Raw genomic sequence first — 13,912 nt, forward strand, 5'->3', positions numbered from 1 at the left:
TAAACGCTATTCCATTACCCCCGGCTATTTTACCTGAACCCGGATTTCTTTTTTCTTTCCATTGAATGTATACACCCAGATCTTACAGCTGCCTTTTCTTTTCGCCTTGATTACACCGGATGAACTGACACTTGCAATCTTTTTATTTGTAGTCTTGAAAGTATACCGGTAACTGGCTGTATTCTTTGGAAGTGTTACTTTAATTGTAAACTTTTTACCTTTCTTTATAGTAACGCTCTTCTTATTCAGTTTTACAATCTTGGACGGAGCTTTCTTAACAGTTATGTTCCATATCTTCATCTTACCGCTTTTGCTGACTGCATGAATCACTGCTTTTCCTGTCTTTTTGCCCTGTACCTGTCCCTTTTTGTTTACGGTTACAACACCTTTGCCTTTTTTAATGCTGAAGGTATATCCGGACGCAGACAATTTAATTTTTTCTTTTTTCCCGATAGTCAATTTCTTTGTGGACACTATTTTTATCTTCACAAGTTTATCTTTAGATGAAGTCAGTGTTTTCAGAATATTATCTACCTCCTGCTGTGATGCATTTGCTTTTCCCAGGATGACTTTGGCACTGTTTAAAGCTTTTATAAATTGATCCCAGCTGGCTTTCGTATAATTATCCTGTTTTTCTTTACTGCATGCACTCACCAGGGAAACCAGGCGGCTCTTGTCCACCGGTTTTACTACGGGTTTCAGAACTAATCCATTCACTGCATTTTCCAGCTTCTTACAGCCTTCTTCTACTTGTTCTACGGTAATATCTTCTTTGGATAAAAGACCTTTCACTTCCTCGATCACCCGTTTTAATTCTGCTGCGGATGCGTCTGTATAAGCTTTGGTATCCATTGCTTCTGCTTTTGCAATCGCTTCTGCTAATTTGGCAGTATTTACTACAGGTTTTTCATTATCTTCATAAGTAACAACCCAGCGATAGATACCGATAGCAGCTGCATTATCCGCTACTGTCATTTGCAGACGTAATCTGGTTGTGGTAAACGTATTAAATGTAAAAGGATTATATTGGTCAATATTCTTTGCTTTTCCCGGATCTGAAGTCAGCACCGCTTCCTGAACACTTCCATTTTCATCTTCATACTGAAATTTGATTTCTCCGGGAACTCTGGTGTCTGCACCGTCATCATACCAGAAAATACTGCTTCCATTGATGGTTACCGGAGCATCCCACTCATACTCAACCCAGCACTGTGCTCCTTTGGACTGCGGCCAGTTTCCCCATCCTTTTCCCATTCCACCATTTGAAACGGCAGGATTAAATTTTTGATTTTTTATTCCATTTAAATTTTCCCACCCCGCTGTAAAATGGGCACTGACTGTTGCTGTCTGTTCTACGGCACTGTTATCCTGTGCCGGCGGATTAATAAGGGCAAATGATCCAGAAATTTCCGTATTCTTCTGTACATTTTTTACCGTGTAAGTATTGTCTGCACCGATAGTTACCAGCTGCCCGTCAACCATCAGCTTCTTTACTTTATATCCTTCATTGGGCTTTGCCGTAATAATCAGGTCACTGCCTTCTTTTACCAGCTCGGAGTTCACTTCAAAGCTTCCCCGTTCCGGTGTGGAATTACTGATGTTTACTTCATAATAAGCACCGCTGCCTTCTCCCGACATGATTTTAAAATACGTATGGTAAGCGTAATCGGATGCATCATACATCGGGCGGAATGTCAATCCGTTTGTAACAAGGGTAGGAACCTTTTCTTCTTCTGCTTTTTTAATCGAACGATCCAGTACATTGGATAATACCAGTGTTTTCCATTTACTGGAATCGGATTTAGCAACCATAACAAACGGTCCGTACATCAGACTTGCCACGTCAGCACCACTCAGCTGATCCGGGGTTTTGTCAAGATGGTATCCATAAGGTGTACGGATCATGATCACATCTCCTGCTTTTACACCATTTAAGGTTACATAGGAGCTTGGTTCTGCCTGTTCGATCAGCTTATTTCCATTTACGGTAACCTCAAATCCCTGTTCTGCCCAGTAAGGGACTCTTAGCTTCATATCAAATTCAGATGCTGTCTGCCCCTGGGTCTTGGCAACAGTCAGTGTGGTAACCTCGGAAGGGAATTCCGTATCCTGGGTTACCGTAACCCCCTTTTCCTGCCATGTAACGCTGGATGGCAGATACAGGTTAACATACATGGTAGTATCATCCTGGTAATAGGCAGCTTCCTGATATTTTACGTGATTCTCCATACCGGTGCCGTGGCAGCAGGTAAAGGAATCGTAATCTCCGCCGTAATCTTTACGAACACCAGGTCCAATCGGAAGCATATATGTTGTTCCATTATGCATTTTTTCCGTTACATTTGGATTCTGGGATGCAATAATCTGATTGTACAGAGTTCTTTCATAATAATCCATGTATTTTGCATTATCTGCGTCATACTGATACAGCATTTTCGTAAGTTTCAGCATATTATAAGCGGCGCAGGTTTCACAATTTCGATCTCCGTTAATATACTCTGCCTGCTTATATGGTTCTTTAAAGTTTTCACCGGTACCTACACCTCCGATGGAATAGGCATATCTGGAAACTACCATATCCCAGAAATTGCTGGCCACATGGAAATAGTAGGGTTCTTCCTGCCCTGCCTGAACTGTCGCCTGATAAACTTCCATAGCTCCAATGATCTGGGGAATATGCTGGTTGGCATGACGCCCCTGGATATCGTCAACATTTTTACTTAAATTGTCAAAGAATTTGGTGTTATCAAAAAGTCTGGCACCTTTTAAGTAATCCTCGTCACCAGTCAGTTCATATAATTTTGCCATGGATTCATTAAATCCCCCAAGCTCACCTGCAATATACATATCCCACATCTTGGTAAGCTGCTCCTGGGAACACGCGCTGAGACGCTGATATACCCATTTGCCAAGTGCTTTTGCCGCTTCTAATGCTTCTTCATTTCCTGCATAAGTGTATGCATCCAGAAAACCTGCGATAATCTTATGGAGCGTATAGTAAGGTGCCCATATAGTGGCATACGGCGTATACTGCTCTAGCAGCGCGAACTGATCGGGTGAATAAGCACTGATAAAACCTTCGCCCCACTCCCGGGGATTTGTATTCCACACTTTCTGATCCGTACCCTTTGTCTTAAATGCTGCGGGATCTCCCTGGGAAAGCATTTGCAGGCTGCGCAGCTCATGGATCATTTCATCCAGCTTTTCTTTTATCTCTGCATCTTTTGTGGATGCATATGCCAGTGATAATGCCGACAGATAGTGACCGGTAGAATGCCCTCTTAACAGTCCGGTTGGCTCGTCCCAGCCTCCCAGTGGTGCAGCACCTTTGGTATCTGCGCCAAAAGTCTTGCGGAAATTATAAAGCATTCTGTCATTATCCAGAAGTTTCAGGTATTCCAGGGTTCTGCTTCTGTTCTGGGTCAGTATGGAATCACCATCCAATGTGATATCATTCAGATCAAATCCTTCTGCCTGAAGTACAATATCGGAATCAAGCTGTTCTACAACAGTTACTTCTGCTTTAATTACCTGTTTGGTACCCAGTAATCTGCCCTTTACCTCAAATTTCCCAGGCTGAGCATAGTCGCCTTTATCCGGTGTATTCCATACCGTTTTGACTTTGCCTGCCTTACCGTTGCTGTAAGTTACCTTTATGGAATCAGGAAGGGAAGGTACATTACCTGCTTTCGTGGTTACATAGACAGGTTCATAGTTCGTGATGGTAACCTCCTCATCCTCTGCAAGAACCGTTGCGGTAAATACCTTATTGCCGGAAGCTGTCTTAAAGCTGGCAGAAGCTGTCAGCAATACTTCCACATCCGGCTGTCCAGCCGCTGGACGGATTACTTTTCCATCGTTAGCTATAACATCCGGCCTGGAACTTTCCCAGGTAATTACGGATCCATTTTTCCCTTCTGTGGGCAGCTGCAGATTAGATACCACGCTGTCTAAATCCACCAGGTTTATTTCAGCCAGATCCTGCGCTACAATAGCTTTATCACCAAGCATGGCAGGTACCACTGCCCGGAATTCTTTTGTAGCACTTGCCTCCTGATACTTTACAGTTGCGGTGAGGGTTACCTGCGCATCCGGTTCTCCTGCAGCCGGCCGGACTACTTTTCCGTCATTGGCAATGACCGCCGGGTCAGAACTGATCCATTCAATCACGGATCCGTTTTCTCCAGCTGCCGGCAGAGACAGATCTGCGGTAACTGCAGTGAGATCTCCCAAGTTAAGCGCTGCTGCATCCCCATTCACAATTCCGGTATCATCCACGTCATACATAGCGGCTACCTGTTCCGCATTCATTGCATAATTATAAATCTCAAATTCTGCGTACTGCGCATTAGTAGGATCATCACCAAATTGTCCATAACCAATATAATTCTGGGTAGTGTGTCCCATATCTTTTAACGAAATTCCGGTATCCTTTGTTTCCACCAGAGATCCATTTTCATACAGGGACATATTGGTGCCATCAATGACTACTGTGGTCAGTACCCATCTGTTTTTATCTACATTGCTCCCTTTGGATACTCCCTGCTCCCTGCTCCAGCCTCCTGTGGTTATGGCTGCACTGTATCCTTTAAAACCATCATTTGCTCCGTCAGATAAAAGATACATATAGGAGCTTGTGCCGGATCCCAGATCCCAGATCCTCTGGTAACCGGTATCGGTCAGAAGCTTCACCCAGGTACTGATGGTAACGCTTTCTTCTCCATCCAGCAAGCCTACCGGAAGTTCCAGATAGCCTCCATCAGATCCCCCGGGAAGTGATAGTGCCTTAACATCTTTCCCATAGATATTGGTATCAATGATGCGAAATCCTCCTGCATCATAATTTCGAACAACACCGGCTTTCCCATTTCCGGAAGCATCATTAATAATTGTGGAGTCATAACTTTGAAAATCATAATATACGATTTTCCCCTGCTCTTTTACGTCTCCGGATTCTTTACCGGTATTGTCTTCCTCTTGTACACCGCCGGTTTCTTTTCCGATACTGTCTTCCTCTTGTACATCAAGGATTTCATTTCCGATACTGTCGGCCTCTGTTGCACCGCCATTTGTTTCCTGTTCACTGCTGTTTTCATTTTCTGCATCACTGCCTGCTTCTTCAGCATAGTTGTCTTCTATACTGCTATTGCTATCCGCTACATTGCTGACTGCATCCTCGGCAGCCCGTACTTCAAGTCCCGGTGATACCGTACCCATTATCATAGCGGCAGACAGCAATACAGACAACACTTTTTTCCATTTCATAGCCTTATCCCCTTCCTTTGATTGTTATAATAAATATTATAAGATCAAAGAATATTCAGGGCAATTCCAATATTCTAAGACGGGTGGAAAAAACTTATCTAAATTTGTATAAATCTATATTTCCGCCTGTGAAACCAGCAATCCGATTACATAGTCTTCTACCCTGTGGTTAAAGACTGTGATTTCCATATGTTCCCCAACTTTATGTCCGCTGATATGGATACTCTCATTGAGCGGCTTCGGAACCTGATCCAGTTCAGGAATGGAAATTGTAAAACTTTCTTTGGGACAGTGATCCAGCAGTATGTACAGATCTTCTCCTTTTTTTGTATAATGTACCTCTATTCCATTAGATGCAGTATGGGAGTGCCTTTTGCTGCAGGCAGTTCCATAGATGGCTTCTCCATTTGTTTTTAACCATTGTCCCAGCATTTGCAGCCTTTTTTCCTGCTCCGGAGGAATTGTGCCATCTGCCTTTGGTCCGATATTGATTAACAGGTTCCCGTTATTAGCTACGGTACTTACCAGCAGACTGATAAGATCTGCGGTACTGATCAGCTGGTCATCACCCTCATTTGCATTATATCCGAATGATAGTCCCATACCTCTGCACATCTCCCATTTTTCTTCTCTTACCGCTTCGCCATATTTATATTCTTTTGTTCCAAAGTCTTTATAAAGACCATTAAACCGATCATTAACCACACCATCCTCCACCGTATTGTAATAGTGGGATAATAAATGGGGTAGCATCTCTTCCCCTTGTTTCGGCCACCCGATATCATTCCAGAAAACAGACGGATGATAGCGGTCCATAAGTTCCATTGCCTGTTTATATGCATAATCCGCATATTCATGTGTGGGGCAGGCTTTATGAAAATTATCTTCCTCTTTATAAATAGGATCATGGGCAAATCTCCAGTCTATAATTCCGGAATAATAAAGACCCATTTTTAACCCTTCCTCTTTGACTGCTCTGGTCAGTTCTCCTACAATATCTCTTTTCGGACCTTTATTTATGGCAGTGTAATCGGTATATGCACTTGGAAACAGACAAAATCCGTCATGATGTTTCGTAACCAGTACAATATATTTTGCCCCTGCCTCTTTAAACAGCTTCGCCCAGTTAGCCGGCTTCCAGTTTTCTGCCTTCCACATGGGCAGGAAATCTTCATAGGCAAAATCCTTTCCGTATGTCTTCAAATGATGATCGTAAGTAGGTCCCTGCCCTACATTTACGGAATTATAGTACCATTCCGCATAAGGATTATTGCAAAACCACTGCTCATCTCCCGGTACTTCTCCCAATTCCCATGTCCTTGGAGCAAAAGCCGGCACGGAATAAATTCCCCAATGTATAAAAATCCCCAGCTTACAATCCTGGTACCACTTTGGCAATTCATGGGTTCTTATGGAGTCCCATGTTCCATCATATAATTTTTTCATTACTGCACCAAAAGGTTACACATACCTTTTCCTTTCTTACATGCTAAACTATCCGCCCTTTTCAGGACGCACCTATCCCTTTACAGCTCCTGCCGTCATACCCGCTATAATATATTTCTGTGCAAATATATATACAATCACAACCGGTATGGACACCAATACCATATCAGCACAAACAAGGTTCCAGCTGCGGCTGTACTGACCATAAAAATTATATACGGACAGTGGCAGAGTCCACTTACTGGATGAATTCAATAGATACATCGGATATTGAAAATCATTCCAAACCCACATAAAATTCAGTATTCCGGTTGTTGCCGTCACCGGTTTTAACAGCGGAAAAATAATCTGCCAGAAAAGTTTACCGCCCTTTGACCCGTCAATTACAGCTGCTTCATCTAATTCCTTTGGAATCCCTTTGATAAAGCTGGAATACAGCATTGTTGAAAACGGAAGATACAACGCTCCATAGACAAAGACCATGGATATTCTGGAACCGTATAAGCCCATATATTTCAGCATCTGAATCGTGGGCAGCGCCGCAAATGGGGCAATAATACCAAAAGTCATGCATTTTGATATAATCCGGCAGGCTTTGGTATTTCTCCTCACCAGTACATAGCTGAAAACAGATGCCAGCACCAGAACCAGCAAAACGGATAATACGGTTATAAACATACTGTTAAAAAATGCCCTGGGAATATGTCCCTGCTCCCAAACTTCTGCATAATTATCAAATGCCCATGCAGTTGGAAAATTGATATTCAGGTAACTGGCTTCTCCTTTTGGCTTAAAGGATGTAATCACTACCATCAAAAGGGGGTAAATCACGACGATACTAAGAAGCCACATTATAATTTCAATCAGAATATTAATTCGTTTTGTCTTCTTACTCATTCTACATTCTCCCACCTTTCACTAAATTTCTGGTAAGCAATGGCCACAATTACAAGAATTACGGTGAAAATAAGATTTATCGCAACGGAATGGGAATAACGCCCTCTTGCCATTTCATTCATCATTAGCGTTCCGAAAGTCTCCGTATCGTAACCCGGTCCTCCGGAAGTCATAACGTAAACCAGATCAAACATCTTAAGTCCGTAAATAAGGCTGAATAATATGTTGACATTTACTGACGGCATAATCAGCGGAAGGGTAATCTTGCGGAACATCTGCCATCCGGAAGCGCCATCCACTTTTGCCGCTTCTATGTAATCAGAAGAAACGGACTGTAAACCCGCCAGTGTAATTACAATTGCATATCCCAGGTTTCTCCAGATCTCTGCTATGGAAATTGTAAAAATAGCAGGCCCGCGGCTTCCCAGCCACTGAATGGCAAACTGTTCCAGACCTATACTGCGAAGCAGGTTATTGATGGTTCCATATCGGGCTTCAAATAGTGCATTGAATATTAAACCCACGATTAAAGCTGATAAAATAGCCGGTACGAAATATACTGTACGGATTAAATTTCTGGTCTTTAATTTCCGGTTTAAAACCAGTGCAAACACAAACCCCAAAACGGTTACAATCACTGTTTTTGCACCTGCAAAAATCAGGGTATTTACAAATGCAGTAGGAACCGTCTTCTCCGTTATAACCTCGATGAAATTCTTAATACCAACAAATTTTACATCACTGACATACGAACTCCAGTCTGTAAAAGCATATAGATAACCGATCGTAGACGGAAGTATAAAAAACAAACCGAACACAGCCAAAGGTACAATCAGCATATAAGTAGGATAAATCTTCTTTGTATTCATAAATGCTCCTTTCTGCATTTCCTTGGGGCTCTCCAGAGTCAGAGAAGCAGGGCCCGGGAATCCCGGGCTCTTATCCCTTACTACTATGTTCCGGTTTATTTAAATCCTTCAACCTGCTGTGCTGTTGCCACTTTAATACGGGCATCATCCATCATTTTCAGACAGCCTGCAGCATCTACATTTCCAACTAACAGTTCCTGAATACATTTTCCGCCGTCATTCTGGGAAAAACCTATAATTTCAGGATTTGCAATGGATGGTCTGCCAACTTCTGCAACCCAGTCAACTGCTGCATCATACTGGGGAGTTGTTTTAATTGTTGTCTGTCCTTTAAAACAAGGCGCCGTTGAAATGCCGTCAAATGCCACGTTGTAATTTTCCGGATCCGCCATAAAGTTTATAAAATCAATAGCTGCGTCCACATTCTTACCATTTTTATTCGCCAGCATCAGGCTGCAGTTTGGCCCTTCAAAAGTACCTTCCTTGGTAGTACCCACAAATGCAGGCATAATTCCAAAATCATCTGCTTTATAAGTATAGGATTCACTGTCATAATCCGTATACAGCCAGGTATCCCAGCCTAACATCATTGCAGCTTCCCCATTTCCCAATACTTCTGAGGCGTAATCCCAGGTATCGGTATTATATGATTTACCAAAGTATCCTTTATCTGCTGAGGTTTTATACCAGTCTGCCAAATCTGTCATTTCCGGTATGTCTGCGTATTTTATCTGGTTTGAATTGATCTTCTTTAAGTTATCTTCATTCTGGAAGATCGGATCCATACCAAACTGATAAAGCATAGGCCATACATCTTTCACTGCCATGTACATGGGCGTAATCCCTGCATCCATGAGTTTCTGGCAGACCTGGTTAAATTCTTCCTGGGTTTTTGGCACTTCTATCCCCTGCTCTTCGAATATTTTTTTATTGTAAAATGTACCGGATAAAGATGCTTCCCAGAAAGGAAGTCCATAGACTACATCATCACGTTTTGTCTGAGGCAGTACGTTATCCTGAATATCCGAAACCCATTTTGCATCCGTAAAATCTACAAAGTTTTCTTTCGGGTTATAAGCATCCAGTCCATAACCGCCAAAATGCATGAATAAATCCGGGATATCACCTGTCTGGAATTTTGTCAGCGCTACGTTTTCAAAATTATCCGTATCGATTCCCTGAACATCAATTTTGTTTCCCGTCTTTTCTTCATACAGTTTAAAAATATTCTGCATGAACGGTCTCTGGGTATCTCCGGCATTTCCATAGAGCGTTAAGGTAATGCCGCCTTCTTTCTTTGCATCCTTACTTTCTTCTGCCTTGGTATCCGCTGCTTTTGTGCCCTCATCGGTATCTGCCGCTTTTGTCTCCTGCTTTGTCTCTGCCTTTGTTCCTTCTTTCGTCTCACCTGTGTTCCCGCCACACCCTGCCAACATAGCGGCTGTTATGGAAATTGCAATTGCCGAACATAAAACCTTTGTTTTTTTGTTTCTCATTCTTATTTCCTCCCATTCTTTCGTTTCTTTGTAAATTTATTGTAACAAAAGATCCGGCAAACTAGAATAGATAAAGGGAAGACTTTACATGGACAATATTCCTATTTTTTATAATTGTATCAACAACGTCCATACAAAAATAAAGGCCAGAACGACTATGTGAGAGACCAGCCGTTCTAACCTTTTATTAATTTAATTATAATACTCTTTAATATTCCCCGTATGTTTCTGGAACTCCACCTAATATAAATGCAGTTTGTTTACCGATAGACCCTGAATCCCCGATAGGTGCGGGAGTAATTGATACATCAAGCATTTGTTTCTGTTGCACATATCTCTGCGGGATAGATGCCCTATGTCGGAAAGGTTACCCCCACAAACTTACAGCAAAGATCACATTCAAGATATGAACAATTTAAATAAAGTCTTCAAAAACCTCGGTCTTAGTGGTATGATTATCTTAAAATTATTAAATTTTTGCTGCTTCATCTGGCAAAAAGGATTAATAAGAACGAGGTGTTCCCCATGATGCAAAAATTGCCGTATCATTATAAGTTATATTTATCTTTCAGTCTGATTGTTACCTTGATTTTATTTGCAAGCGGCACCTTCTTTTTCCAGTACAACAACCGGCTTTTGCAGAACAATCTTCAATCCAACAGCCTGGACTCCCTGAACCTGATTCAGTCCAGAATTGAAGATATGCTGGTCAATGTGGACAAAGACCTGGTGACGCTCCATGCCTCAAAGGCATTCACGGACATCGTATTTCATATACCTGAGACACCCTATAACTATTTTCTTCAGCATCCCACCATCACTTCTGATGTAGATGGGATACTGCTGTCTGTGCTGGCTACCACGAAGGCAAATCGCAGCATTCATTACATCAGCCGCTATTACGATTACCTGGGGACGCAGATTAACCAGCAGTCTCTCAATTCCAAACCAATGACAAAAGATGAAATCCGGGACATACCCACAGTTCGGGAAGCTTTAACTACGAAAAAATATAAGTTATATTTTCCACCCCATCCGGATTACTGGTCCTCAGATGCTCATCTGACGCTGACAGTGTCAAGGCCCATCCGGGATACTTACCACACCTACGGAGTACTGGAATATAATATAGAAGCCGAGGAATTAGACGAGCTTTTAAAGCTCCCCAACAGCGACGACACTTATCAGCTATTATTACTGGATGATTCCGGGAAACTGCTCTATCATAATATACCCGACACCCCTGACAACCAGATAAAAGAGCTTTACAAAGGGGAAACCTTTGAACAGCCCATCGGATATTATTATGCAGATAAAAATTCATTGATGGCATACAGCCATTCGGAATTAACCGGATGGACAATCCTCATCAAAAGAGATATCCATACTTACACCATGCAGGTGAATTCCATGGCGAAAACCATCATTTTATCTTACATAGCCGCATTCATCATATTACTGCTCTTCCTTTTTATTATTACCAGGAACCTGACTCAGCCCCTTCGCACCCTCCGTAATAATTTATACCACCTGGAATTAAACCAGGATATCCACTTAGATATCCAGTCCAGCAATAATGAAATTGTGGTACTGACCAGCGGTATTGAAGAAATCCTGAATAAAATGCGGCTTCAGAATATTCATATCATGGAGATACGTGAACGGGCGGTAAAAGCTCATTTTGATGCAATGGAAGCCCAGCTGAATCCACATTTTCTATATAATACCCTGTCTGTAATCGGCGCCTACGGTTTAGAACAGGGCAATACGACCGTTCCTAAAATGTGTACGGAACTGGCTAACCTGCTGCGCTATTCTATCAACTTCAACCATCGGACCGTTCGTCTGAAAGATGAGTTTGATAACATAAAAAGTTATCTCTATATTATGAAAATGAGGCACGAGCATATGTTGGATTACAGCTGGGATCTGGATCCTACCCTGGATGATATCAATGTTCCGAAATTAATCCTGCAGCCGATTATTGAAAATTGTTTTCAGCACGGCTTCCAAAATGTTCCACCGGTCTGGAAAATCCATATCCGATCCTACCGCAGGGAGAATCGGTGGCTGGCAGCTGTATCCAACAATGGGCAGCCATTTAATCAGGAAAAAATCAACCAGCTCTACAACCGGTTCGATCAGTTTAAAAAAGCCTTTCTGGAAGGGCGGGAGGTGGAAAACAATCTGGAACAACAGGGGTTTGGATTAGAAAATACAATTCTGCGCCTCTCTATCTATTACCGGGGACTGGAATATTTTCATATACAGACAGAAGATAATCTGACTACAATTGAGATTGGAGGATTTATTGATGATGAATCAAATTAAAATAATAATTGCTGAAGATGAACCTGCTATTTTAAGAGGGATTTGTGCAGCAATAACCATGATATCTGACAAATTTATCATATCCGGCACTGCATATGACGGAGAAAATGCCCTGAATTTGATTCAGGAACACCACCCGCACATCGTAATCACAGATATCAAAATGCCGCTGATGGATGGATTGACACTGATCGCTGAAGCTAAAAAACAAAATTCCACTGCAAAGTTCGTAATTTTAACCGGATTTGCAGAATTTGAGTATGCAAAAAAAGCAATTACACTGGGTGTATCTGACTACCTGTTAAAGCCTGTGGATCCGGAAGAATTAGCAAAACTTTTAAACGGAATGAAACAGGAAATTAATAGCAAAAGCTCTCAGGTACAGATGGAATATATCCGCTCCTGCTTTTTCAAAAGAGTGCTTACGGATTTTACTTTTAATCCTTTGGCACACTGCAGCCTTCACCTGTTGTTTTCTTATTATGGCTCCATTGTCAATAATACTTATTCAGAATTCAATCTGTCCGGCGAAATTGTAAGGAATCTGGATACTTCATTTTTAGATGGCATTATCGAAAAATACCAACTCCCGGTTTATTCCTTCCGGGGTAATTACTATAATGAATTCGTCTATGCCATTGTCACTCCTTCAGATAAGAAAATGGACATTCTTCCGGTGGTCCGGGAGATCCGGGAAAATGCCCAAAAATCAGACACCTACGTGAATTTTGTTTTATCTGCCGTTGTTCATAGCGGCGAAGAGATTAAAGATTTAATGCAAAATGCTTACCTGTTTACCCTGTTTCATTTGCCCTTTGGCAAAAACAGTTTTTTAATCCAGGATGATGCCTGTACTAAGAAAAATGCCATAGAAATTTCTGATAACATCGTTGCACTGGCCGGAAAATTCAGGCCCGGCACTACTGAAAATGAACTAAAAAATATCCTTTCCCAAATGACAGCATGGTGGCAGGAATCGGATACTACCCAATTCCAGCTGCTCGCAGACGTACGCCATATAGCTAGTGCCGCTATTCACGTAAGTCCTAATGCATCCCAGATTTTGTTCGATCCAACCGAAATCATTGCCTCTTCCGATTCCTACGAAGAGTTATTTGAGAACCTTCTGCTTGAATTGACTAAAATATTGTTCCCGGAACACATACAGCAAAAAAAATCCTCCTCTCAGCTGGTAGATGACATTCGCGCGTATCTGGATAAAAACTTTACACAGCAGATCACCTACAAAGTCTTTTACGATATCTGGGGCTATAACGAAAAATATACCACAACCCTTTTCAAAGAAGCTTTTGGAATTTCACCCAGTAAATACATTACTTCACTGCGACTGGAAATGGCAAAAAGTTTAATGATAAAAAATCCCCAGATTCTGTTAAAAGATGTTGCGGAACAAACTGGTTACACAGATGCACTTTATTTCAGCAGGGTGTTTAAAAATAATGAAGGGATGTCACCCAGTGCTTTTATACAGTCACTGGAGCAGCCCCCCTGTTAAAGGGCTGGCCGCTGCAGCATTAAAAAAGGAAAGTAATCTCATATGATAAATCAATCATAAAAGATTACTTTCCTTGCATTTACCTGCAGATT

General features: G+C 41.8%; 7 protein-coding genes. 2 read left to right on the top strand and 5 right to left on the bottom strand.

What is annotated here, in order from left to right; genetic code table 11:
- Window positions 1-24 precede the first annotated feature (24 nt).
- From QR40_RS29590 to QR40_RS06995, 5 genes are all read right to left on the bottom strand, one after another.
- Window positions 25-5,265 (bottom strand): beta-L-arabinofuranosidase domain-containing protein, encoded by a 5,241-nt coding sequence (locus QR40_RS29590; protein WP_052430730.1) that lies wholly within the window; start codon window positions 5,263-5,265, stop codon window positions 25-27.
- 114 nt (window positions 5,266-5,379) lie between these two features.
- On the bottom strand, window positions 5,380-6,711 hold the full coding sequence (locus tag QR40_RS06980) for an alpha-L-fucosidase (protein ID WP_027297001.1): 1,332 nt from the start codon (window positions 6,709-6,711) through the stop codon (window positions 5,380-5,382).
- 72 nt (window positions 6,712-6,783) lie between these two features.
- Window positions 6,784-7,608, bottom strand: coding sequence for a carbohydrate ABC transporter permease (locus tag QR40_RS06985; protein ID WP_027297000.1), 825 nt, complete (start codon window positions 7,606-7,608; stop codon window positions 6,784-6,786).
- Window positions 7,605-8,477 carry a carbohydrate ABC transporter permease gene (locus QR40_RS06990; RefSeq protein ID WP_044294404.1) on the bottom strand — a complete coding sequence of 291 codons (873 nt, stop codon included), beginning with the start codon at window positions 8,475-8,477 and terminating at the stop codon, window positions 7,605-7,607. Before QR40_RS06990 ends, QR40_RS06985 begins: the two co-directional genes overlap by 4 nt.
- Before the next feature lie 95 nt (window positions 8,478-8,572).
- Window positions 8,573-9,973 (bottom strand): ABC transporter substrate-binding protein, encoded by a 1,401-nt coding sequence (locus QR40_RS06995; protein ID WP_044294104.1) that lies wholly within the window; start codon window positions 9,971-9,973, stop codon window positions 8,573-8,575.
- 525 nt (window positions 9,974-10,498) lie between these two features.
- On the opposite strand from QR40_RS06995, the gene QR40_RS07000 reads away from it, so the two are divergent.
- Entirely contained in the window at window positions 10,499-12,304 is a 1,806-nt protein-coding gene (locus tag QR40_RS07000) for a cache domain-containing sensor histidine kinase (RefSeq protein WP_044294105.1), read from the top strand.
- Window positions 12,288-13,820: a response regulator transcription factor gene (locus tag QR40_RS29595; RefSeq protein ID WP_052430731.1), complete on the top strand. Its 1,533-nt coding sequence runs from the start codon at window positions 12,288-12,290 to the stop codon at window positions 13,818-13,820. The genes QR40_RS07000 and QR40_RS29595 overlap by 17 nt, the downstream gene beginning before the upstream one ends.
- Window positions 13,821-13,912 lie beyond the last annotated feature (92 nt).

The sequence above is a fragment of the Robinsoniella peoriensis genome (genome assembly GCF_000797495.1).
Classification (GTDB): domain Bacteria; phylum Bacillota; class Clostridia; order Lachnospirales; family Lachnospiraceae; genus Robinsoniella; species Robinsoniella peoriensis.